Genomic DNA, 23,041 nt, shown 5'->3' on the forward strand with positions numbered 1-23,041 from the left:
CCTAATCCTTGTCCGCTCGCAAGACAGAAACGAACGCCTTCTGAGGAATGTTGACGCTACCGAACTGTTTCATCTTTGCCTTACCCTTTTTCTGCTTCTCCAGCAACTTCTTCTTTCGTGTCACGTCGCCGCCATAGAGTTTTGCAGTCACGTCTTTGCGAAAGGGCGCGATCGTCGCACGCGCGATGATGGTTCCACCGATGGCACCCTGAATCGGAATCTTGAATTGGTGCCGAGGAATCGCTTCGGCCAGTTGTTCACAGTAGTGCAAGGCACGTGCTCGTGACTTGTCGCGGTGAACCAAGTACGCCAATGCATCGATCGGTTCCTTGTTGACCAGAATGTCAACTTTCACGATGTCCGTTTTGCGATATTCGATCGGCACGTAATCGAACGAACCGTAACCGCGAGTGATCATTTTCAGCTTGCCATAAAAATCGAACAGCACTTCGCCAAGTGGCATCTCGCTGGTCACTTCGACCCGTCCGGCCGACAAATAGTTCATCGTTTGGCTTTCGCTGCGATGATCGCGGCAAAGTTCCATCACAGGACCAACATACTCTTCCGGGGTAAGTATTTGGGCTTTGATATAGGGTTCGGAAGCTGAATCGATCGTCGACGGGTCCGGCCAATAGCTGGGGTTGTCCACGTCGATGACGGTTCCGTCCTTCAACGTCAATTTGTATTTGACCGAAGGCGCCGAGATCACCAAGCCGATGTCAAACTCGCGTTGCAAACGTTCTTGGATGACGTCCAGGTGCAATAGGCCAAGAAATCCACAGCGGAATCCGAAACCCAACGCAGCCGAACTGTCTTTTTCAAATGTCAACGCGGCATCGTTGATCGAAAGTTTTTCGAGAGCCTTGGTCAGGTCCTGGTATTCATCGGTGCTCATCGGGTAGACAGACGAGAACACAACCTGTCGGGCCGGTTGGTATCCCGGAATGGGCGCCGACGCTTTGCGATCGAGTAGCGTGATGGTGTCGCCGATCTCGATGTCTTGAACCGTCTTGACGCCCGCGACGATGTAGCCCACTTCACCCGCAGCCAGTTTTTCTTTCGGGTTCAGCTTGAATTGGTTGTAGCCGAGTTCATCGACGGTAAAGTCACGTTCGGTATGCATGAAGTGAATCACGTCGCGAGGCATCAGCGTACCGTCCATCACGCGGCACTGCAGAATCACTCCGCGATACTTGTCGAAGAATGCATCGAAGATCAGCGCTTTCAAAGGAGCTTCCGGATCGCCCTTGGGAGGCGGCAGGTGCTTCACGATCCCTTCAAGAACATCTTCGATACCCTGCCCCGTTTTCGCAGAAACCGGAATTGCCGCGAACGGATCGAGCCCCAAGTCGGCATCGATTTCTTCGCGCACGCGATCAACATCAGCAGCCGGCAAGTCAATTTTGTTGATGACGGGAAGCAGTTCAAGATCGTACTCGAGCGCCAAATAGAGGTTGGCGACTGTTTGAGCCTCAACGCCCTGTGACGCGTCGACCACCATCAACGCTCCCTCGCAAGCCATCAGTGAACGACGAACTTCGTGAGAGAAATCGACGTGTCCTGGCGTGTCGATCAAGTTCAGCTGATACGTCAGCCCGTCCTTTGCTGTATAGGACAGCGTCACCGTATTGCTTTTGATCGTTATCCCGCGCTCCCGCTCGATGTCCATCGAGTCGAGCATCTGGTCGTGAAATTCACGCAGCGTCACGCCTCCGCATGCTTGGATCAAACGGTCGGCTAGCGTCGATTTGCCGTGGTCGATGTGAGCGATGATGCAGAAGTTGCGAATGAGTTTCATGCGTGAGAACGTTGGGTTAGTCGCCGTCGCTAGCGGGCAAATGAGGGACGTCAAACCCAAAGTTTAGTGCAGAACCCGAGTTTCCAACAGGGAATCTGATTCCGTGCGACGGACGACCACGCATGGCGCACGCATCCGACCGTGCGTGCGATCTCGAAAACCCGATCGCGAAATGGTTTTTCGCCAATCAAGCCGCATCGGCTTTGTTGTTTTGTTTCCCTTTTCGCTTCGCATTCTTTTTCGCCTTCGGTCGCGGTAGAACGCTGGAATTCTTGGCCCACGATTCCCATTGGCCGCTCATTTCATCGACGCGGTCCGCCTGTTGCTGGGCCAAGTCGTTCTGCTCGGTACGGTCGACTGCCAAATTGAAAAGTTCCCACGGCTTACCGGCAAACCGAACCAGCTTCCAATCACCGGTACGAATCGCCGCGTTGCCTTCGTGTTCCCAATACAACGATCGCTTCGCAAATTCGCCTTTGCCTGTCAGCAGCGGACGCAAACTTTGTCCCTGGGCCTTGGTGATCGCGTTTTCGTTGAATTCCGTCGGATACTTGGCCTGCGCCACATCGACACACGTGGTCATAATGTCGACCAAGTGAGTCGGTTCGGTGATCCATCGATCTCCGCCCGCTTCCGGATTGATGGCATCGGGCCAGTGGGCGATCAACGGCGATGCGATCCCTCCCTCGTGATTGAAGTGCTTATATTTTCGGAAGGGCGTGTTGTTCAAATGAGCCCAGCATTGACCGATGAAAACGTTCGAATGTGCGTCACCGGGCTGATCACCTTCGTGTTTACCTGCGACGCCGGTTTCCGCGTTTCCGCCGTTGTCGGACATGAACAGAATCAACGTGTTATGAAACTCTTGTCGTTCTTTCAACGCGGCGACCAGTTTCCCAACGCTGGTGTCGATTTCTTCGATCATTGCGGCATAGATGGCCATCATGTCGTCGTATCGCTTTTGTTCGTCGGCGGACAACGAATCCCAAGCCGGAATATTTTCCGGACGCGGTTCCAGCTTCCAGCTCGCGTCGATCAAACCCATTTCAACTTGCCGCGCGTACCGTTCTTCTCGCAAACGGTCCCATCCCTTCATGAACTTGCCGCGATACTTTGCGATCGTCGCTTCGGGCGCCATGCAAGGAAAGTGCGGCGCGGTGTGCGCCAAGTACCAGAAAAACGGTTGGTCGGCCGCCAATGATTCGTCGATGAAACCGATACCCTGCTGAGTGAACAAATCCGTTGCATACCAGGGCGGATTCAGCCGCGCGTCGTCGGACGCTATCGACTCGCCGTTGAGGAACATTTTCGAATTGCCTTTCGATCCAGTTTGGTTCCAAAAGTGAACGCCGCCGGCGGGCAGATTCATGCTGCGATCAAAACCTCGCCCCCACGGAGTCACGCCGTGTTCAAAACCGACGTGCCACTTGCCCGTCATGGCCGTGAAGTAACCGGCGTCACCGAGAACTTCGGCAATCGTGACACAACTGTCATTCAAACCGCCTCGATACCCCGGTTCACCCTGATCGGCCGTCATCCAACCAATGCCGGCTTGGTGCGAATACAGCCCGGTCAACAGCGACGCGCGCGTCGGACAGCACCGGCCGGTGTTGTAGAACTGCGAAAACTGAACGCCGCCGGCCGCCAACGCGTCCAGGTGAGGCGTCGGTATCTCGCTGCCGTTGCCAATATCGGAAAAACCCATATCGTCGACCAGAATGACAACGATATTGGGCCGTTCGGCGATGACGGCCGCGGGAATCAAAATCGTCGCCATCGCGATCATCGCGGAAAAAATCGTTTGTAAGCTCATTTCGAAACGTGTCTTTTGTGGGTTGGAGTTTGCGATCGAGGCGGCAAGTCTAACCGCTCGCCCGCCGCGGACGCTAGTTTTTGATTAACATTCCCATGGTTGTTTTGCCGTCCCCAACGATTCAGGAAGTTTGCGTGGCTCATTTCGATGTCTTCAACGGTGATGCCGATGGAATATGTGCGCTGCATCAGCTTCGACTCGACCAGCCCAAGAAGTCGACTTTGGTGACCGGAGTCAAACGGGACATTCGTTTGCTCAAGCGCGTTCAGGCAAGTTCGGGCGACACCGTCACCGTGCTGGACATTTCGTTAGACACCAATCGCGACGATTTGAATCGGCTGCTCGAAGCCGGCGCGACGGTCGATTACTTCGATCATCACTTTGCGGGCGACGTTCCCCAATCGGGTAACTTGACCGCACACATCGACACCGGCGGCAACGTTTGTACCGGATGGATCGTGAACCAATTTCTCGGTGGCAAGTTTCTGCCATGGGCGGTAACGGCGTTGTTCGGCGACAACCTGCACGACGCGGCGCGAAGTGCATCAGCATCTTTGAAGATTTCCAACGATGATTTGATGCAACTCGAACGTCTCGGAACGCTGCTCAATTACAACGGCTATGGGGCGTCGATCGACGATCTGTATTTCCCGCCCGCAGAACTCTACCGCGCGATTTCGCGGTACGTTGATCCGTTCGATTTCATCGATTCGGATAAGTCCTTTGAATCGCTCAGCAATGGCTTTGACGACGACATGACACGGGCCCGCTCGATCGCGCCGGCGATCCTCGTCGAGCGAAGTGCCATTTTTGTTTTTCCTGACGCGGCATTTTCGCGACGCGTCAGTGGCGTATACAGCAACGAGCTTGCTCGCGAACATCCCACGCGCGCTCACGCGCTGGCCAGCTTGCTGCCGACGGGCGACTACTTAGTCAGCGTGCGTGCGCCGCTCTCAACCAAGACGGGCGCCGATGCGTTGTGTCGGCAATTCCTAACCGGCGGGGGTCGCAGTGCCGCAGCGGGCATCAACCAGCTGCCAGCGTCAGACTTGCAAAAGTTCTTTGACGTGATGCAAAGCCACTTCGGTGCCTAGGGCGTACAGATCGCCGTGTTCGATACGCTCGCGCTATTGCGAGCGGGGCGGCTACCCGCCGGCACATCCTGCCCACGAACGAGTTTTCATGAAGCGAGACAGTCCGTGTGCCCGTTGCCCTCCATTCCCTCAGCCGAAAAACTCGAATAGCAATGAAACAACAGATTTCCGGTTTCCATACCGACGACGAGGGACACTGGGTTGCACAACTTGCTTGCGGGCACAACCAACACGTTCGACACGATCCGCCATGGATGAATCGAAAGTGGGTCACGACCGAGCAAGGTCGCCAGTCGATGCTTGATTGTTTGCTGAATTGTAAGAAGTGTGACGAGAACGCGGCACCCGATGAACGACCTTGATTTCACCGTACAGCAACGAATCTTCAGCCAGGAAACCCAAGATGAAGTATTATTTTTTTGCCTTGATCTTGATCGCTTCGTTGTTGGCATTGAGTCCGTTGTCGGCGCAAAAGCCATCCGAACAATCGCAAGCCGAGAAAATATCTGCTGCCACCAGCGTCGCCGAAGCTCGTGCTCGTGCAAGGCTATTGCACGAGTCTTTTCGCGGCACGTTGCAGGTTGTCCATCGAGATTTCTTCGACGAAGACAACGCACACGCAATCCCCTCCGCGTCGATTGAGGATGTCTTCGACGTGTTAGCGGAAAGCTACCAAGTTCAGCTGAAATGGTTGATTGTTGAGACCGACATCATCAACGTCGATCACAAGCCTAGCGATGCTTTTGAGAGGGCGGCTGTTGCGGCTCTCAAAAACGGCAAGCCAAACCACGAAGAGGTTGAAGAGAATCGCTACCGGTTTGCGGGACCGATCCGGTTGGCGTCGCAATGCTTGAAGTGTCATGTCAAGCATCGCACCAGCACCGAAGATCGAACGGCGGGACTGTCGATCTCAATGCCGCTGGAAAAGGGACCGTAGCGGAAACCGGTTGAGCCTCGCTGTTTTCTTAGCAGAAGAGGCCTTTGCTCACTTTGCGACTACGGATTCCGTCTTGTCCGCGGCTGAGGGTGCAGCCGTTGCTTTCAAGCCGATGATCGCGACTAACATCAACAGCAAGAACAGGATCCGCGCGGGGGACAAGGATTCGCCAAAGAAAAGCACACCATACACGGCGGTTCCGATCGCTCCGATTCCGACCCAAACGGGATAGGCGGTTCCAATGGGTAAATTTCGGACGGCAAGTGCGAGCAAAAACATGCTTGCGATCAACGCCAAAATGGTCCACACGGACGGCCAGATTCTTGTAAATCCGTCGGTGTACTTTTGCCCAACAGCCCACCCGGTCTCAAACAAGCCAGCGATGAACAACAGTATCCACGGCGCCATGACGACTCTCCTACGCGATCAAATTCGTAAGTGCGTCGTCTTGTCGTAACCGGGTACGGCGCGTCTCGCCCGGGCGGTGAGTTTTACCGATCTGGCAATTGGGTGCCAACGGGTCACGGAAGCAAATCGGTGCTTCGCGAGCCGAGTGGGCCTTCTGTGCGATTTGGGTTTCCTGAGGCTTCGCTTTCGACTTGAAAACGGAACTGCGACTCAAATTCAATGCGTCAGCAGCCTGGCCTCTCGGATAGAGCCGTTTTCCTTAGCTGGAGTTGCCACACTTCATGGAGTCTCAAAAGTAGCGTTCTGGCGAGTCCGGCTACGTTTGCAGAGGCAATATCTGAGTCTTCCCGATGGCGGTGCTGTTCGTGCTCCTCGCATTGGCGGCTCAATACGGGAGTTGGCTGCTGCCCATGGCGATCATTTTGATCGTGCCCCTGTGTCTGTTGTTTGCGTTGATAGGCGTTTGGTTTCGTGGCATGGATAACAATGTGCTCACGCAAATCGGTTTCATCGTATTGATCGGACTGGCATGCAAGCACGCGATTTTGATCGTGGAGTTTGCCAAAGCGGAGGAGGACGAAGGCAAGAACCGTTTCGACGCGGCGGTTTCGGCGTGTCGATTGCGACTGCGACCGATTCTGATGACCGCGTTTTCGTTCATCCTGGGCGTCGTTCCTTTGTTGGTTGCCACTGGTGTCGGCTTCGAAATGCGCCGCGTTTTGGGAACGGCGGTGTTTTCCGGCATGTTGGGTGTGACGTTGTTCGGATTGTTCTTGACACCTGTGTTTTATGTCCTGCTGCGAAAGTACGCAAAGGATCGTGTCGCCCAGCGGTAATTGACTTGTCAATTGCGAACGAAGACACTAAGGCGGGGTACCCTTGTTGGTTCCCAAACTCGAAGGGTTCCGAATGCTTTCTGCGGGACGTGGAACCTTGAATTGTATTTTTAAATTCAAATCACCCGCTGATGCGGGACGTAAAGTCACAATGGGTCGGGCTTGTCCGCCTTGCTCAAAAAAGGGAGTCACCATGTTGCAGCTTCAAGCCGTTTCGACAACTCAATTCAAAGCCCTCGGTACTCTCTGGAACGCTTCCCGGCACTTGGGTCACAGAGTTTCCGCTCTTGCCCTGGCCACCTGTGCCGCAGCTTTCTGGCTGAACACTGAAATCACTGCGACTGCAGCAGATACGGGTGACCGCCCGAATGTTGTTGTGATCATGGTCGATGATCTCGGGTACTCGGACATCGGTTGCTATGGCAGCGAGATCGAAACGCCCAACCTGGATCGCTTGGCCGAGGACGGATTGCGTTTCAGTCAGTTTTACAACACGGCAAAATGTCACTCGTCGCGTGTTTCCTTACTGACGGGTCAGTATTGCAATGCAGCGGGCAACGAGTCGCTTGCAAATGCCGTTACATCGGCGGAAGTGTTGGCCGCAAACGACTACACCACAATGATGACGGGCAAGTGGCACCTCGATCGCGAACCCACAGATCTCGGTTTCAGCCGTTACTTTGGTCACCTCAGCGGGGCGTGCAATTATTTCCTGGGCGATAAGACGTTCCGGCTCGATGGCGAACCCTTCGAGGTTCCCAACCGCGGTTTTTATACAACGGTCGCTAACATCGACTACGCGCTCGAATTCCTGGACGACGCGCGAGACACCGACGATCCGTGGTATCTGTATGTCGCCTTCAACGCGCCTCACGCACCGCTTCAAGCACTTCCCGACGACTACGAAAAGTACGAAGGCGTTTACGAAAGCGGATGGGACGTGATGCGAGAGGCTCGTGTCGAAAAGCAACTCGAAATCAAGCTGCTCGAAAACGTTGACAAGCCAAGCCCGCGCCCGGAACACATTCCTGCTTGGGACAATCTTACGGATGAGCGTCGCGATTTCGAAGTGAAGCGTATGCAAACACTCGCAGCGATGATCGATCGCGTCGACCAAGAGATCGGCCGGTTGATGAAAGACTTGGAAGACGCCGGCGAACTGGACAACACGTTGATCTGGTTCGTGTCCGACAACGGCGCGTGCCCGTACGATCGCCACAGCGACAACGTGGAAGCCGAACCGACATCGGGCAACGTCAATTGGAGCGATTCGACGGGATGGGCGTGGGCACGCAACAGCCCGTTTCGATACTACAAACAAAATCAATTCGAAGGCGGCATCAGCACTCCGGCAATCGTCCATTGGCCCGATGGCTTGAAAACCGATCGCGGCAGCATCCACCGCGGCGCCGCGCATCTGATCGACGTGATGCCCACGTTGGCGGAAGTGTCGGGATCGACCATCCCGACCACGTTCGAAGGACGGGACCTACGACCGGTATCGGGTCAATCGTTGCTGCCGATTTTTCAAGGTGGCGAGATTGAACGCGAGCAACCGATTCACTTCGTTTTCGCCAAAGATCGCGGACTTCGCGACGGCGATTGGAAGGCGGTCAGTTTCAAAGGCGAAACGTGGGAGCTGTACAACGTCAAAGACGACCGGATCGAAATGAAAAATCTGGCGGACGCCGAACCCGAACGATTGACCGCGATGGTCGACCAGTGGATGCAGATCAGCAAAGACGTGCTGCACGCGACCAGGCCCATGTTGGCGGCGGCGACAAGCGCGGTGCTGCCTCACCATCATCCCGAATGGACCAACTTCGACACGGCACCCGGTGAAAGTTCACGCCGCAATCGAAAGAAGGCTGACCCAGCCGCGAATCCGAAGACCGAGAAAGCCGCCAAGAAGCCGAGGACGATTCGTGCGCGCAAGAACACCGAAATGGAAATCAGCGACGGGAAACTGAACCTGACGTTCACCGGTGACGATCCGGGATTGGCGATCGATCGGCTTCCCGAAACGCTTCCCGCCGGACCTTACGTGTTGGCGTTTCGATTGCGGTCGAATGCGAAAGGTGACGGCGAACTATTTTTCACCGCCGATCCCGAAATCACGCTGCCCGATGGAACGCGTGTTGAATTTCCCGTCGACCCGGACAACAAATGGCACGAATACCGCGTCAGAATCCAAACAACCGATCGAATCGACAAGCTTCGGCTGGACATCTGCGACGGACCGGGCAACGCCACGATCGAACAGTTGCGTTTGACCAACGAAACCGACGAGACGTTGGTCGCTTTTCCGTAAGAAAGGCCTGACTCCCTCGGGATGCATTGGTATCTACCCATGTCTAAATCGTCGGTACGAATGCTACTTCAATGGTTCGCGCAACGCTGACGTCGCCGGCCCGCTCGGCTCTTCGTTTCCATGATGCAGCGCCACGAGCTGGCGAAACCGAGCGGGGTCCGCCGGAGGGAAGTAGAGCCAGCCTTCATTCCACTCGATACGAAAATGCCCTTTCGTTGTTGATGCGGTTGTGACTTCGCGCGGCGGGAATCGCGGCGCTGTCCAACCGTGGATCAACACTTCTTGACGCGTTGCTTGCGTGATGCGAACGATACGATTCCACGGCAAGAATCGTGGATGACCAAACAAGCGTCGAAACCGAAGACCCGCAGACGAAATCTCGAGGCTGCGAATGGTGAAAAGAAAAATCAGGCCGCAAACCAATGCAACGGTCGCCAAGCTAAACAGAAATGAACTCGTTAACCATCCAACAAGGCCCGCCGGAATCCAAAGGTAAATCAAGCCCGGCAACTGACCGGCAACAAGATCGAAACCATCTAGGTACAACGGAGCGACCTTGATCACGACCGATTCTGCCTCGTCGCCCTGTGGGTCCAAAGGTGCTTCGTCAGCAGGCGGTTCGTAGGGATTCAAGACTGTGACAATCGAGTGAGCAGCGCGGTGGCGATCGGCAGGTACGAGCATGCGACTTCACGGCGGACGAAACACCGACCGTCCGGACTCCGTTGCAGCACACGGTTGCGCCGCTTTGTGAAATCACACGTGAGCGTATCGCGCGACCGACCATACGGAACAATGGCGACAGTGTGGGCAATCCGGATTGGAGTCGCGCAATCGCTCGGCGATGTCGTCCGCCCGAACGCGGTCGTCGACTAAAGCATAGCGGTTGACTTCGCTGGAATCAAAAACGCCGGGAAAACCACCGCAATTCGTAAGCACGCTGAGCGATTCGTAGGAATCGAGGATGTCGTAGCCGCAGAATTCGAATTGGTCCGCAACGACGCCAGGCGCAGTGCGCATTCGGGAAAGCGACAGAATGTTATGAACCCGGGGATTGAACTCGATCCGTTCCATAAGATAATCAAGGTCTCGGAACCAAAAGACACGATTGTCTGCGTGAACGTTGTGCTTCCAGTCTTTGTCGACCAGCTCAGTCACGAGGTTTGGACACATCATCGTATCGGCCGAAACCAATTCGTCGATCTGACGAAAACCAGTCCAGTTTATGAAGCTGGTAAACTCGTCGCCGAGCGACTTGTCAAAGCGACGATGGGCAGTGAAAAAGCACATGATATTCAGCCGAAAACCGGTGCAAATCAACTGGAAATGCGGGCGGTCTATTTGCAAGATACTTTCACGCAAGGATTGTTGGGCAACTGCTACCATGGTCACTCCGGTGCATAACATGGCTGTCCGCTGTCCATCGACCAGGGCAAGCCAATTTCTCCTGAAATCTTGAGACTAGAACGCTTCGACCGGAAACGGATATCCTTGTCGGGAACTATTCAGCGTCAGACTTGCGAAAACCATCCACCGAACCGCGAATGCGAGAACCTCTTCGATCGCGTAGATCCTCAATGCATGTGTTAGCGAGGGAAAAAATGACAATCGCAACGAAAGTGCGCATCGGATATGTTGAAACAAACGGTCCTCCGCACAGTATGCCAACGAAGGTGGTAGCGAAGAATGACATCACACGCCTAGCGGGTCGCTGGTTGGCATTCGACATTGGCTTCGATATCGAAACGCCAGCTTGATCTTCAACGTCGTTGGGATTCAAACGCTGCCTTCGTCGTATTGCGTGAAAATATGGGTTTTAGGGCGTTGCCCCTGGTGACCCGACATGGCGAATTCTGCGAATGACGGCCGCCGAAGGTACGAACACAGTGCCCAAATCATTGTGACCAGGTTGCAGAAAGACTTCAAACCTAGAACGTTTCCATTGGGTGGGTTTGTTTGTGACGATCACGTGATCAAGACGAAGGGATTCATGGTATGCCATGAACGTCAGACTCGCACCTGAAGGTAGGCCGTCGATGGATACTGCACCCGTCGAGTCGCTGACGGAAGCAAACGGATGGTCCAAGACAACTAAGAACGACTTCATCCACGGACATGCACTGCTTGTAATTGGGGCAGATGCGGGACCCGCAAGAGGTACAGTGATTGTTTCGCCTGGCTGAAGATCAACGTTTACGATCGGCATATTGAAGAATTCAATATTCGGACAGTGGCGGTCAGAGGCGACGTTCTTCAGCTGAAGCGAGTCACCCACGCGGGCGAGAAGGATATGTGGTTCGAATCGCACGTTCGATATCACCAGACATCGCTGTTGACTCTTGTGCGGAGCCAGATCGAGTTTTGAGCCGCCCCGTCCCGTGTCGACGCAGACAACGACGTTCCGAATCCCTTTTGATTCTCGATCAGCCAGTAGCGCCTCATCCAGGGTCGAGTCTTCCGCAAGGTTAAATTCAGAAGGCGTGTCGATTGTCTCTCGAGCGGGTAGAGCACCATCGAAGACGAATCGCATCTTGAGTGAAGCGGTCTGTGCGTTGATGGAAGTGGCGAGTAGAAGTGAGCCCACAACTGAAATCGCTGTTAAATTCATCTTGAGCCCATGTTTAAGTCGTGTGGCTTGCCACCGCAAAGCGATCGTAAAACCTGCTCACGTGTACGCCGAGGCTATTCGACGCGTTTTGACAGGGAGTCCTGGCGTTCCGAGACCGCCGTCCAGTCAACGGCCGGTCACAGGTACGGCCAGTAGAGCCTTTGTGCACGAAATGACTTTCAGGTTGACGCGAAAACGGTGGCGGTTTCCGCCGCTGCTGACACGTTGGTAGTAAACCCGATTTTCTGGAACTCGACTCTCCGGTGCACCCGATGGTTTGCCGATCGCTACTCGGGTGCATCGTAGGCTAGCCGATTTGGTTCAATTTCATCGTCAACAACAGGATCGTAGATTGTCGTCTCGGATGTTGTAAAATCGTCGAAGACGGACGTGGTATCGATGCGGCGAATCAAGTGACTCTGCTCGTCGATCCAAATGGTTATCGGGTCGCCTCCATACGATGCTTTGATAGTCAGGCAAGCGTGTTCGCCCAATGACTCGCTTGCGCCAAGTTGTGCCGATTTGAGAGCCGTTATCAGACGACCGCCGATCTCCGCCGGCATTAGCATCGCTGGGACAGTATGTGCCGATCCGCTGGAAACACCCGTCGCCCCGGCTATCGCCATCCCAAGAGAATCCTCGCGTTCGGATCGCTTCTTTAAGTCCCACCAAGTGAGAACATCGCCGCCATCCTGCCAGATGATATACCTTGAATCTGGGTCGTCTTGTTCATTGAACTCGAACCGAAACTTGCTTGGCCGAATCATCGCTGTTGAAAAGTGTTTGACGACGGTCCTGTCTTCCTTGTCAGAATGAAAGACTGTCGTGACGGTGCCGGAGTCGCTGTAGGACTGACAATCGGAGTAGGCCTTCGCCATTTGTTCGATGGCCTGTGTCGCCTTGGGGTCGCTTGCAACCCTGGGAAGATCGCACCCAATCGAGAAAATAGTCGAAGAAACGACGACGAAGATGGAACGATTCGACACGGCGTTCATCGGGAAACCTCATTCGTCGTTTGTCGTTTGACCGTTCGTGGCGGCAAATGGCAACCATCGACAATCACCCAAAGTTTGTTCGCTCAACGACCGGCACAAACCGTCCCATGAACTCTCGTAGAAGATGCGACGAACCCCATTAAGGATTCGGTTCGACCGTCACGTTCTCGATTGCGATTTCCGCATTGGTCGAGTTGCCGAACAATCCGGGGCTGCCATTGCGATTGGGTGCGTCATCGGTGGCCGTCAACATCCATTCCTTCGGTTCCGCATCGTCGCGCGGCCAAGCCTTGGCACGCAGCACGGCTTGGTCGCCTTCGACCGCGGCGGTGAACTTCAATCGATACCATGTTCCCGCGTTCCATTGAAACGGAACGCTCTTGGCCATCCGCAACTGGGCCGTCCACGTTCGGATTTGCAACTGCTGGGATTCGCCCATCATGTCCAACGTGTACCGCTGGGCGATCAAACCGATGTCGGGCATCTTCGCCGCTCCTGCGGCGGCTTGCACGTCGGCCGTGACCGTATAGCCGGCCAAGTCGGTCGGACCAAACCAGGTCTGGCTTCGTGTCCCCTTGGGGATCGTGGTGATTTTCACGATCGCCGGCTTGCCATCGACATCGCGAGCTTCGTGGCGATAACGAGCACCGATCCAAGTCACGGGAACTTCGTGGTCGCTGAAGTCGAACGACCAAGGCAACGACGGGATGATGCGGTATCGAGCCACTGCGGTTCGATCGCCCGACGTGACGGTAACCACGGCGGCAATGTGTTTTTCCGAAGCCTGAGTGACCAAGTTTCCGCCGGCGTCGACGGATGCATTTCCGGTCACGGTGAACTGCAAGTCATTCGGTCGGTTTTCCAAAGGCTGGCCGGCGGCGTTGTACGCCCACACTTTCAGTGGCAACATCTTGCCAGCCTCGACGATGGCTTCCGAAGGAACGATCTGCAATCGAGCGACGGTGGTATCCGTCAGGGGCGCATCGGGTTGACGCGCGATCGACAAAGTCGCCGGAGCCGCCTCAACGCCTTCATTGGCCAAACAGAACAAGCCGCCGGTGGTCGGCAAATAGATTCGGTTGCCGACGACGATCGGCGAACCGCCCACATCGTGACCCTTGGGCAAGCGCACTTTGGAAACCACTTCAACGCCATCATCGGCGGGCTTCAAGACGTAGAAAATGCCAGTGCCGGTGCAGGCATAAATTTTGCCGTCGGCGTGAATCAAGCTGCCCCGCATCGACGTTCCCAGCTTCAATCCATCGCCAATCTCTTCGCCCGTTTCAGCATCTAGGACGTGTAGCTTCGACGAGTCTTCGACCACGTAAACGCGACCGTCGATCAAAAGCGGCGAACTCTTGCCGACGATCAGCTCCTCCGTCCGCCAAGTCTCAACCGCATTCGAACCCGCCATGGCGGCGGGAACATCCACGCGAACGACCGCGCCCATCAACGTGCCGACAGGGTTTTCTTCGCCTTGTCCGATGTACGCGTTGCCCTTTCCGTCGACGACGGCCGACGTGTTCAAGCCGCGACGCGAAATTGGCACCGACCAAAGCAGGGCACCAGTCCGCGGCTCAAAACCGTGCAACCCGCCGTCACCCGATCCGGCGATCATGACGTCTTTGCCGTCGACGTTTGCGAACACGGGCGTGCTGTACGTCGTGTCTTCGGGCAACGGACGGGTGCTGGTCAACCAAACCAGTTCGCCGGTGAATTTGTCGAACGCCAAAAACCGGTGCGCCGGGCGAGCGGTTTCGTCCCAACCGGTTGTCACGCCGCTGATGATGATCAAGTTTTCGAACACCGCGGGCGTGTTGGTTCGCCCGCCGTAGGTGCTAAGCATTCCGTATTCTTCGCTAAGCGAATGTGACCAAACGGTTTCGCCGGTCTTCGCATCGATACGCTGCAAAAGACAGCACGCACTGAGTGCAAAAACCGAATCGGTTTCAACATCCGCCGTCACGTTGGACCAACCGACGCGTTCCGCCGGCACGTCCGACAGAAACACGTTGGTGATGTTTTGCCACAGAAAATCGCCGGACGACGCGTCCAGGCAAATGACTTTTTCAGCGTCGATCGGCGTGTCGACCATGTGGCGAACGATGGTGAACAAGCGACCGTTCATCACCACCGGCGTTGAAATGCCGGCCGCATCTTCGCTTTTCCAAACCACGTTGCTGCCGGCGCCGCCGCGGGGATTGAATTTGTCGATCAATCCCGAGGCTTCGATCGTGCCGTTTTGGTTCGGCCCCCGCCATGCGGTCCAGTCGCCAGCCGTCGCCACGGCGCTTGTGACCATCGCGATCGCAATCGCCGGAATTGATATCGCCGTTGTCAACCGAGCGAAAGAAAAGACAACGCAGCGTGGCGTTAGTTTCATAGAGTCACGAAGTACGGCGGGAAGGAACTGAACAGCAGAAGCGTCAACTGCGAAATGTAGTATCCCGCCGCCGGAAAACAATCGTGAAAGTGCAAGTTTTCAACGATCCAGCATTACGCCAAGCGCAGCCGGTCGGTGCTGTCACCAAACGAACCCTGCTGGACACCCATCCGCTCGATCAGTTCGAGGTGCAAGTTGGCCATCGGAGTCGCCTCGGAAAGTTTTTGGTGAATGCCACCGCGAATGCCCTGGGCGACACCGCCGGCAAAGATGATCGGAAGATCATCGTGGTTGTGTCGATCCCCGTCGCTCAAACCGCTTCCGTAAACCAGCAGCGTGTTGTCCAACAACGTCGAACCCGAATCCAGCTTGTGCGACCGCATCACTTCCAAAAGGTAGGCGAACTGTTCGCTGTAGAACGTGTCGATCTTAGCGATCTTTTCCAGCCGTTCGGCATCTTTTTTGTGGTGCGAAAGGTCGTGGTGACCGTCGCCGATGTTGATGTCCTTGAACGTTCGGTTGCTGCCGTCGTGAGCCAGCATCAACGTCGATACTCGCGTCGTATCCGTCGCGAGCGCCAACGACATCACATCCATCATCAAACGCATGTGATCGCGATAGCTGTCGGGGACTCCCGCCGGCGTGGGATAGTCGGGATCGACGGGCATTCCGAAGCGTTCCGCTTTTTCGATTCGCGTTTCGATTTCGCGAACACCGGTCACGTATTCGTCCAATTTGCGTCGGTCATCGATGCCCATTTGACGTGTCAAAAATTCCGCCTCTTCCCGCAAAAAGTCGATCACCGATTCTTGCCGTGCCTGCCGCCGGGCATAGTTTCCCGTTCGCTCGCCATGCGATCCGTCGCCGAACAAACGTTCGAACACCAAACGCGGATTGGATTCTGGCGACACCGGCGTCCGTTCATCGGACCACGCCAAGTTGAACTGGTACGCACACGAGTATCCCGAGTCGCATTCGCCACTGCTGCGAACTCCGTCGCAAGACAATTCCAGCGACGGCAATCGCGTGTCGACACCGATCTTCTTCGCCACGACTTGGTCGGCCGAGACGCCGACGTGGATGTCGGCGCCCGATGTCTTGTGCGGACGCGCGGCGGTCAAGAACGAAGCACCCGCCCGTGCGTGGTCACCCGCGCCATCACGGTGAATGTAGGCCTCGCGATGTTCCAAACCCGTGATGAATCGCAACGAATCCCGGAACGGTTCGAGTGCTTTCGTCGATCGGTTGAACTGAAAATCGCTGCCTTCGCCCTGCGGTCGCCAGTGTTCCATGTTGACGCCGTTGGGGACGTAGACGTAACACAGTCGCATCGATTCACCGCTGGTCGCCGCGGCGTTGGCGGCACCGTTTAGGCTTGGCAAAAACGGCAACGCCATCGAGAGTCCCGATGCTTTCAAGAATCGTCGGCGGCTGTGGGAAACGGTGGATGCCACGGTGCGTGATTTCATGTTCGATTTGCAAATGGGTTTTGAGGTGGGACCGGATGGCGTTTCGTTTCGCGAACGCCAAAACGTGAACTCAAGGATAAGCGGCGACGGAATCGGACTTGGGAACGTGAGTGAACGGAACGCTGCGAATGATCGAACCGATCAAGGATTGCATGCGTCCCTCATCGGTTTTCAACTGGGACACGATTTGGTCGACCGTGGTCGCATCGGTCGACGTCAATCCGCGTCCCAAAGCAAACACCAACATCTTTTCGGTCAAGCATCGATAGAAGTCGTCACGGCGTTCATTCGCCAGCACGTCGGCCAACTGGATAACCGATTCGAACTTCTCGCCCGTCATCAGAACGCCCGTCGGATCGATCGCTTTGTCCGGTTCGGCTTCACGGCCGCGATGTTCGGGCATTCCCCATTCCATCTCGCGGAATTGACCGATCGCGTTGTAGTTTTCCAGTGCCAAACCCAGCGGATCCATCCGACTGTGACACGAAGCACACATGGGCTCGCGGCGATGAAATTCAAGAATCTCGCGCAGCGATGCGTTCTTCATATCGCCGCTCTTGGATTCTTCCAACGCCGGCACGTTCGGTGGCGCCGGCGGTGCCGGTGTGCCCAATAGATTTTCCAAGATAAACAAGCCGCGTTTCACCGGGCTGGTGCGCGTCGGGTTGCTGGTCACCAGCAAGACCGAGCCGTGGGTCAGAATGCCTTTTCGGTGGCTGTCTTCAGGTAACGTGACCTTTTGCATGTCGCCGCCATGAACGCCCTCAATTCCGTAAAACTTTGCCAGTGACTCGTTCATGAACGTGTAGTTAGCGTTCAACAATTCTTCGGCCGGACGATCCTTTTCGATCAGATACCGAAACATCATTTCGGTTTCGCGCTTCATTCCATCGCGAACGGCCCACGAGAACACGTCCCTGTCGCCGCGATAGGCCAACACGCGCCGAACGTCGATGGGCTTGTCCATCACGTCGCGCGTCTTCAACCACTGGCCCACGAAATTGGCAACGCCCGTTCGCATCCGCCACTCGTCGCCAATCATGCGTTTGATTTGCGCGTCGAGTTCTTGCCGCAACGTGCCCGCCGTCGCCGCCCGAATCAATTCGTCGTCGGGCGGACCGCCCCACAGGAAATAGCTCATCCGCGACGCGAGTGCGAAGTCGTCGATCGGGTCACCCAGTGGCGACATCGGCATGTCGGGCGGCAACGAAGCCAAACGATCGGCGACCAACGGTTGTTCGATCCGAAACAGGAAACGAGGCGACGCCAGGACCAACTTCAACGACGCGGCGATTCCCCGTTCGTAATTGCCGCCGGGCTGATTTCGAGCCTGGTTCGAAATGGTGACCAATCGGTCGAGTGTCCGATCATCGATGGGCCGACGAAACGCGCGGCCCGCAAAATTCTTAATCACGCCACGCGTCATCTGATCCAAAGTCGCGTCGTCGGCGTCCTTGGGCGGTGGACCGCCGACCAAAATGTCGCCGCCCCTTCGATACTCTTGGACGTCGCCGTCCGTCGGCCCGATCATGTCGGCATAGGAAATTCGAAACGTGTACGGGGCCGGCGATGGGTTGTCGGCCTGTTTCGATTTTGTGTCCGTGGACGTCGGTTCAAACACCACGCTCAGGTGCACCGGTTCGTCAATCGCCGCAAACGACCCTCGCAATTCGCCGTTGGTTTCGAAAAGGAAACCGGCCTGGGCATGGTCGAGGTCAACAATGGTCGCTTCGCCACCGTCTTTGGCTTCGATGTGACGGCGTAATTTCAAATTGGCGGTTTGATCGGTGTTGGTCCAGGCACCGTCCAGTTCCCACCGAACCACGATGTCGAAGGTCCCCGCTTTTCCCGTCCACTTCACCAAATGAAACTCGCGGATGTCGATGAACTTGACACCTTCGGCCTTGGGCCCCTCGGGGGACTCGAGCCGAAAATGGTCGCTCCAGTGCCGCTGTTCGGGCGGCGTCGGGCCGTCCAACGGGATCGCTTTCGAAACAATCGTTTCCGCCGCGGCCAGGTACTTTTCTAACAGCACCGGCGAGATGTGCAGCACCTCGCCAATCGTGTCGAATCCGTACCCCGTGTCGTCCGCCGGGAACGCTTCGGTCGTATCGAATTCGACGTCCGTCAGCTGCCGAATCGTTTCGCGATACTCCGACCGGTTCAACCGACGCAGCACGACTTTGCCGGGATCGATTTGGCGCGGGTCGAGTTGGAAGACCTCTTTTTGAATCCAGTTGACCCAACCGAGCCGTTCGCTCGGATCGGGCTGCATCTCGTCGGCCGGAGGCATCGTTTCGGCGCGGATGTTTTTCCAAACCGCCTCCCAGCGATCGAGCGTCTGTTCGCCGTAACCGCCCTCGGCCAGCTTATCAAAACTGAATCCGCCCTCTTCGCCACCATCGCCGTGGCATCCAAAACAACTGTCTTCGAACCGACCGCGAAGTTCTTCTAGATCGACCAGGTACCGATGGTGGCCTTCGGTCGAGGGCGTGTCGTCGTTCGCGGATGATACCGAAGGCACCAAACACGCGACTGCCACCAACAAACGAAGGATTTGAATACGAATCGGGCGAGGATTGGGCGTCATGCGTCGAAACAGAAGTGTTTTAGGCGGGGAACGTCGTGACGAAGTCTCGCTCGACGATTGTGACAATGTACGCTGCCGGCGAGATTCCAGTACTGGTTTTCCATGCCGGTTCCGTTTGCGGTGAAGCCACCGAATGCCGTCGGTTTGACCACACTCAATCGGGACCAGATCACTTTGACGACACTTGCCCATGGTCGGGCTGATTACCGCAGGGACGTGAAACAATCGTGATTTACGGCCTTTTGCGATGCTTTGGGGCGGGTGAAACCGATTGGCACGGGCGATGCAAAGTTAGAAGAGCGTCCGACGTCGCGGCGACGCTCGACAAATCCCCCCACGAGTTCAGGAAAATTACGATGGCAACCTTCTACCAAGCAATCGCCTCCGTCGCTTTGACCATGTGCGTTTTCGCCGGTTCGGCCTTTGCCGATACTTACCGCCACATCGATCTGTTGGCGCTGCAGATTGCTCGCGAAACGAAACTGTTGGTTCTGGAAAGCAGCCACTACCGTCACACACCCCAGTACCGGCATTTGCTCGATGACACTCGCGACATGGCGCGTCTGGCCGACCACATTCATGACTTGGCGCACCACCATGGCGAATTGGTGCACATGGAATCGGACGTCGCCCAGTTGGACGCAAAGTTCCACCACCTCGAAGGATTGTTTCATGCGATTGAACGCGAAGCTCGATTCGGCAACGGTCGGATTTATGGCAACACCGCTCACGTCGGCCGGTTGCTGCACTCGATCGAAGACGCGATCCATCACCTGCAGGACGATCTTCGCGACTTGCGTCGATTCGCTTGCGACAACCGAAACGTGATCACCAGTCGCCGAGTGGCCGTGCCGGACCCGATCCGATACGCCCCACGAACCCAATCGCTTTATTGGAATGGACCGCCAGTTCGCAACACACGCGATGACATCCGTCGCGGCAGCGGATTCGGAATCTCGTTCGGCGGCGGACGACGCTCGGGATTCTCGTTTCAGTTCTAGTGAACACGAGATGGGGCGGCACGAGTGCCGATGACACAAACACGCCATCGCGGCCATCGCTGTTGAACGAATAGTGGTCCCTGCCGCTTTGATAGAATCCGGGTTATGAGTGCAGAAAAAAACCGCGTATCGACAAGCAAATTCCTTAGCTTGGTTCTTCGTCACAAACCCGAAGTCGTCGGTATGACGCTGGACGAAGAAGGATGGTTGAGCATCAGAGATCTTATTGCAAGCGCGAATGAACGAGGGAAGCACCTTACCCTGGAACTGCTGCATGAGGTCGTCGCGACGAGTGACAAGCAACGGTTTGCCTTGAGCGATGACGGGCTTCGGATTCGAGCCAGCCAAGGTCACTCCATCTCAGGCGTTGATTTAAAACTTGATGAGCAAACGCCGCCCGACATCCTCTATCACGGAACCGTCGCGCCGTTCATCGAGAGCATTCGCATCCGTGGTTTGCAAAGACGTTCGCGGAATCATGTGCATCTATCAGCCGACGAAGCGACCGCGATCAAGGTGGGTTTAAGGCGAGGCACGCCCATCATCCTTCGCATCGTCGCGGGTCAGATGCAACGAGACGGGCATCAGTTTTACCTGTCGGCAAACGGTGTTTGGCTGACCGATGCAGTACCGACGCAGTATCTGCGATTCCCATCATGACGGACCCCGCAGCGTGTCGGCGATGGATGAGGACTCACGCGAGCCTTCGAAAGTAATTTGAGATAGCCGATTCCATACTTGCGTAGCCCGAGCTCTGGTCCTACAGTGGCTTAGCCACGCGTTCATCAGGCCCGATCGCGAGTCTTAGCCGATCGATCATTTCCCAAGCCGATATTTTGGGCGCAAGCTCTTGGATACCCGTCTTCAACGCCATCCTGTTTACCAGCAACTCAACGACCGCCTGCGCGAGTCGTTGGGAGGCGAGTATCGGCGCGGTTCCAAGTTTCTGACCGAACGAGAGATCAGCGAGCGGTTCGACGTCAGTCGCGCAACGGCGAACAAGGCGCTCGCGAGCTTGGTTTCCGAAGGCTTGCTCGAATTCCGTCGCGGCGTCGGGACGTTCGTCAGGCGTGATCTGATCAACTATGACGTTCGCTCGCTGGTCAGCTTCACCGAAAAGGCAAACGCCGCTGGAAAGAAGCCGACGACCAAAGTACTTTCTTTCGCCAAGTGCTTAGCAGTTTCCGTCGACGCGAAGGTCGTTGAAGCCCTCGATCTTGCGCAAGCAGCGACGCTGTGGCAGTTACAGCGTCTACGTTCGGCGGACAAAGTGCCCGTCATTCTGGAGCATCGATACATCGTGGCCGATCTTTGTCCGAAACTGACCAAGGCACAGGTGGCGGGTTCGTTGTACGAAGCTTTCTCCGATACGAATTCGTTGGCGATTGCTGGTGCGGACGAAATCATTCGCGCGGTTTCACTCAAGCCTTCGGAAGCGAAACTGCTGGCCGTTCCTTCCAAATCGCCTGCCATCGAAGTCACGGCGGTCGGGTTCCTAGACAACAACGAACGCACTCCACTGTGGTGGGAGAGGACACTTTATCGAGGTGACCAGTACGAATTTCATAGCCGTCTTGGCCCGATTCAAACCGCCACGCCGGCGCGAGGAAAATTGCGATGACCGATACCGCGAACGATTTATCGACGAAACGCAAACCCACCGCCGTCGTCGTCGGCACGGGCTTCATTGGGCCCGTGCATGTTGAAGCCCTCGGCCGGACGGGTGTCGATGTCATCGGGATCTTAGGTTCGACGCCACAGAAATCGATCGCGGCGGCCAAGTCGTTGGGACTTGCGCGCGGCTACGCTTCGCTCGACGAAGTCTTAGCCGATGATTCCGTCGACTCAGTACACCTAACAACACCGAATCGCTTTCACTTCGAACAAGCGACGGCGGTCATTAAGGCTGGCAAGCATGTGATGTGCGAGAAACCGCTTGCGATGAATTCGGAGCAATCGCAACAGTTGGTTGAGCTCGCCGAGCGCTCCGGAGTCGTTGCAGGCGTCGCCTACAACATCCGCTTTTATCCGCTTTGCCATGAGGCTGCGGCGCGGGTGTCCGCCCCGGATTTTGGCGATGTATTGCACATCACCGGATCCTATGTTCAGGATTGGTTGTTGAAGGAAACCGATTTCAACTGGCGTGTGATGGCTGACGTTGGCGGTGCGTTACGCGCGGTCGCGGACATCGGCACACACTGGCTCGACTTGGTTCAGTTCATCAGCGGCAACAAGATCGTGGCCGTGTGTGCTGATCTGCAAACGGTTCATGCAACGCGACAGCGACAAGTCGGTGGTTCGTTGACGTTTTCCGACGATGCAAGCGGTGAGACCGAACCGGTTTCCATCGATACCGAAGACGCCGGTTCGATCTTGTTGCGTTTTGCGGACGGCAGTCGTGGCTGTTTGCATGTCTCGCAAGTCACCGCGGGTCGCAAAAACTGTCTGCGGTATGAAATCGCTGGCAGCAAGCAAGCTTTGTCGTGGAACAGCGAGCAACCGAACAGTCTCTGGATTGGCCACCGCGACAGACCAGGCGAGCAATTGGTTCGCGATCCCGCCATGATGCACCCGTCGGCTGGCGGCATTGCGAATTATCCCGGCGGCCACTGCGAAGGCTTCCCTGATACGTTCAAACAGTTGTTCAAATCGTTTTATGGCTACATCGACGCGGGTGACCTTTCGGCTCCGCGACCGTTTCCGACATTTGCCGACGGCCATCGCGAAGTTCTGTTGTGCGAAGCAATCCTTGACAGCCATCGTCAACAAACATGGGTTTCGTGCGGCTGCTAAACGTC

At 56.0% G+C, this 23,041-nt stretch carries 18 protein-coding genes, 3 pseudogenes and 1 riboswitch; of the genes and pseudogenes, 10 read left to right on the forward strand and 11 right to left on the reverse strand.

Annotated elements, in window-relative coordinates; all coding sequences use genetic code 11:
• Position 1: 1 nt before the first annotated feature.
• Positions 2-1,798, reverse strand: a complete 1,797-nt coding sequence (gene lepA, locus Poly51_RS21980) for a translation elongation factor 4 (protein WP_146460169.1) — start codon at positions 1,796-1,798, stop codon at positions 2-4.
• A 187-nt stretch (positions 1,799-1,985) separates the two neighbouring features.
• Positions 1,986-3,611 carry an arylsulfatase gene (locus Poly51_RS21985; RefSeq protein WP_146460171.1) on the reverse strand — a complete coding sequence of 542 codons (1,626 nt, stop codon included), beginning with the start codon at positions 3,609-3,611 and terminating at the stop codon, positions 1,986-1,988.
• Positions 3,612-3,745: 134 nt separating this feature from the next.
• On the opposite strand from Poly51_RS21985, the gene Poly51_RS21990 reads away from it, so the two are divergent.
• From Poly51_RS21990 to Poly51_RS22000, 3 genes are all read left to right on the forward strand, one after another.
• A complete protein-coding gene (locus tag Poly51_RS21990; protein ID WP_146460172.1) occupies positions 3,746-4,705 on the forward strand; it encodes an acetyltransferase in 960 nt (319 codons plus the stop codon).
• A gap of 152 nt (positions 4,706-4,857) precedes the next feature.
• The gene (locus Poly51_RS21995; protein WP_146460174.1) at positions 4,858-5,067 is read left to right on the forward strand and encodes a DUF3565 domain-containing protein; all 210 of its coding nucleotides are present in this window, start codon (positions 4,858-4,860) and stop codon (positions 5,065-5,067) included.
• 41 nt (positions 5,068-5,108) lie between these two features.
• Positions 5,109-5,642 carry a c-type heme family protein gene (locus tag Poly51_RS22000; protein WP_146460175.1) on the forward strand — a complete coding sequence of 178 codons (534 nt, stop codon included), beginning with the start codon at positions 5,109-5,111 and terminating at the stop codon, positions 5,640-5,642.
• 48 nt (positions 5,643-5,690) lie between these two features.
• Here Poly51_RS22000 and Poly51_RS22005 read toward each other — a convergent pair whose 3' ends face one another.
• Entirely contained in the window at positions 5,691-6,050 is a 360-nt protein-coding gene (locus Poly51_RS22005) for a DMT family transporter (protein WP_146460177.1), read from the reverse strand.
• A gap of 29 nt (positions 6,051-6,079) precedes the next feature.
• Positions 6,080-6,143, reverse strand: a riboswitch (guanidine-III (ykkC-III) riboswitch).
• Positions 6,144-6,391: 248 nt separating this feature from the next.
• Here Poly51_RS22005 and Poly51_RS22010 point away from each other — a divergent pair.
• A pseudogene (locus Poly51_RS22010) lies at positions 6,392-6,886 on the forward strand (efflux RND transporter permease subunit); the annotation flags it as partial.
• 193 nt (positions 6,887-7,079) lie between these two features.
• Positions 7,080-9,197, forward strand: a complete 2,118-nt coding sequence (locus tag Poly51_RS22015; RefSeq protein ID WP_146460179.1) for an arylsulfatase — start codon at positions 7,080-7,082, stop codon at positions 9,195-9,197.
• Between the two features lie 63 nt (positions 9,198-9,260).
• Here Poly51_RS22015 and Poly51_RS22020 read toward each other — a convergent pair whose 3' ends face one another.
• Together Poly51_RS22020 and Poly51_RS22025 are read right to left on the reverse strand one after the other, a co-directional pair.
• Positions 9,261-9,881 (reverse strand): hypothetical protein, encoded by a 621-nt coding sequence (locus tag Poly51_RS22020; RefSeq protein ID WP_146460181.1) that lies wholly within the window; start codon positions 9,879-9,881, stop codon positions 9,261-9,263.
• Between the two features lie 72 nt (positions 9,882-9,953).
• Entirely contained in the window at positions 9,954-10,217 is a 264-nt protein-coding gene (locus Poly51_RS22025; RefSeq protein WP_146460183.1) for a hypothetical protein, read from the reverse strand.
• Positions 10,218-10,238: 21 nt separating this feature from the next.
• Between Poly51_RS22025 and Poly51_RS22030 the strand changes: the two genes are divergently transcribed.
• Positions 10,239-10,601 (forward strand): hypothetical protein, encoded by a 363-nt coding sequence (locus Poly51_RS22030; RefSeq protein ID WP_146460185.1) that lies wholly within the window; start codon positions 10,239-10,241, stop codon positions 10,599-10,601.
• Between the two features lie 1,491 nt (positions 10,602-12,092).
• Here Poly51_RS22030 and Poly51_RS22035 read toward each other — a convergent pair.
• The 6 genes and pseudogenes from Poly51_RS22035 to Poly51_RS31885 form a co-directional block, all read right to left on the reverse strand.
• Positions 12,093-12,800, reverse strand: a complete 708-nt coding sequence (locus Poly51_RS22035; protein ID WP_146460186.1) for a LolA family protein — start codon at positions 12,798-12,800, stop codon at positions 12,093-12,095.
• 139 nt (positions 12,801-12,939) lie between these two features.
• Positions 12,940-15,183 carry an outer membrane protein assembly factor BamB family protein gene (locus Poly51_RS22040; RefSeq protein ID WP_315853677.1) on the reverse strand — a complete coding sequence of 748 codons (2,244 nt, stop codon included), beginning with the start codon at positions 15,181-15,183 and terminating at the stop codon, positions 12,940-12,942.
• A 113-nt stretch (positions 15,184-15,296) separates the two neighbouring features.
• Entirely contained in the window at positions 15,297-16,652 is a 1,356-nt protein-coding gene (locus tag Poly51_RS22045; protein ID WP_146460188.1) for a DUF1552 domain-containing protein, read from the reverse strand.
• 70 nt (positions 16,653-16,722) lie between these two features.
• The gene (locus Poly51_RS31875) at positions 16,723-17,451 is read right to left on the reverse strand and encodes a DUF1588 domain-containing protein (protein WP_390621805.1); all 729 of its coding nucleotides are present in this window, start codon (positions 17,449-17,451) and stop codon (positions 16,723-16,725) included.
• A pseudogene (locus Poly51_RS31880) lies at positions 17,431-17,847 on the reverse strand (DUF1592 domain-containing protein); the annotation flags it as partial. The pseudogene Poly51_RS31880 and the gene Poly51_RS31875, both read right to left, overlap by 21 nt.
• 54 nt (positions 17,848-17,901) lie before the next feature.
• Positions 17,902-19,434 (reverse strand): annotated as a pseudogene (locus tag Poly51_RS31885) (DUF1587 domain-containing protein); the annotation flags it as partial.
• Between the two features lie 164 nt (positions 19,435-19,598).
• Here Poly51_RS31885 and Poly51_RS22055 point away from each other — a divergent pair.
• The 4 genes from Poly51_RS22055 to Poly51_RS22070 all read left to right on the forward strand — a co-directional run bounded on the left by Poly51_RS22055 (position 19,599) and on the right by Poly51_RS22070 (position 23,036).
• The gene (locus Poly51_RS22055) at positions 19,599-20,243 is read left to right on the forward strand and encodes a hypothetical protein (RefSeq protein WP_146460190.1); all 645 of its coding nucleotides are present in this window, start codon (positions 19,599-19,601) and stop codon (positions 20,241-20,243) included.
• Between the two features lie 105 nt (positions 20,244-20,348).
• The gene (locus Poly51_RS22060; RefSeq protein WP_146460191.1) at positions 20,349-20,903 is read left to right on the forward strand and encodes an RNA 2'-phosphotransferase; all 555 of its coding nucleotides are present in this window, start codon (positions 20,349-20,351) and stop codon (positions 20,901-20,903) included.
• A 190-nt stretch (positions 20,904-21,093) separates the two neighbouring features.
• Entirely contained in the window at positions 21,094-21,864 is a 771-nt protein-coding gene (locus tag Poly51_RS22065) for a GntR family transcriptional regulator (protein WP_146460193.1), read from the forward strand.
• Positions 21,861-23,036 carry a Gfo/Idh/MocA family protein gene (locus Poly51_RS22070; RefSeq protein WP_146460195.1) on the forward strand — a complete coding sequence of 392 codons (1,176 nt, stop codon included), beginning with the start codon at positions 21,861-21,863 and terminating at the stop codon, positions 23,034-23,036. The genes Poly51_RS22065 and Poly51_RS22070 overlap by 4 nt, the downstream gene beginning before the upstream one ends.
• The last annotated feature ends 5 nt before the right edge of the window (positions 23,037-23,041 follow it).

Origin of the sequence: Rubripirellula tenax (genome assembly GCF_007860125.1) — a bacterium.
In the GTDB taxonomy this organism is placed as follows: domain Bacteria; phylum Planctomycetota; class Planctomycetia; order Pirellulales; family Pirellulaceae; genus Rubripirellula; species Rubripirellula tenax.

Coding starts and splice junctions, on each gene's coding strand:
- lepA (WP_146460169.1), bottom strand. CDS start 1,798: ATGAAACTCATTCGCAACTTCTGCATCATCGCTCACATCGACCACGGC.
- Poly51_RS21985 (WP_146460171.1), bottom strand. CDS start 3,611: ATGAGCTTACAAACGATTTTTTCCGCGATGATCGCGATGGCGACGATT.
- Poly51_RS21995 (WP_146460174.1), top strand. CDS start 4,858: ATGAAACAACAGATTTCCGGTTTCCATACCGACGACGAGGGACACTGG.
- Poly51_RS22000 (WP_146460175.1), top strand. CDS start 5,109: ATGAAGTATTATTTTTTTGCCTTGATCTTGATCGCTTCGTTGTTGGCA.
- Poly51_RS22005 (WP_146460177.1), bottom strand. CDS start 6,050: ATGGCGCCGTGGATACTGTTGTTCATCGCTGGCTTGTTTGAGACCGGG.
- Poly51_RS22015 (WP_146460179.1), top strand. CDS start 7,080: ATGTTGCAGCTTCAAGCCGTTTCGACAACTCAATTCAAAGCCCTCGGT.
- Poly51_RS22020 (WP_146460181.1), bottom strand. CDS start 9,881: ATGCTCGTACCTGCCGATCGCCACCGCGCTGCTCACTCGATTGTCACA.
- Poly51_RS22025 (WP_146460183.1), bottom strand. CDS start 10,217: ATGCGCACTGCGCCTGGCGTCGTTGCGGACCAATTCGAATTCTGCGGC.
- Poly51_RS22030 (WP_146460185.1), top strand. CDS start 10,239: ATGAACCCGGGGATTGAACTCGATCCGTTCCATAAGATAATCAAGGTC.
- Poly51_RS22035 (WP_146460186.1), bottom strand. CDS start 12,800: ATGAACGCCGTGTCGAATCGTTCCATCTTCGTCGTCGTTTCTTCGACT.
- Poly51_RS22040 (WP_315853677.1), bottom strand. CDS start 15,183: ATGAAACTAACGCCACGCTGCGTTGTCTTTTCTTTCGCTCGGTTGACA.
- Poly51_RS22045 (WP_146460188.1), bottom strand. CDS start 16,652: ATGAAATCACGCACCGTGGCATCCACCGTTTCCCACAGCCGCCGACGA.
- Poly51_RS31875 (WP_390621805.1), bottom strand. CDS start 17,451: ATGAACGAGTCACTGGCAAAGTTTTACGGAATTGAGGGCGTTCATGGC.
- Poly51_RS22055 (WP_146460190.1), top strand. CDS start 19,599: ATGGCAACCTTCTACCAAGCAATCGCCTCCGTCGCTTTGACCATGTGC.
- Poly51_RS22060 (WP_146460191.1), top strand. CDS start 20,349: ATGAGTGCAGAAAAAAACCGCGTATCGACAAGCAAATTCCTTAGCTTG.
- Poly51_RS22070 (WP_146460195.1), top strand. CDS start 21,861: ATGACCGATACCGCGAACGATTTATCGACGAAACGCAAACCCACCGCC.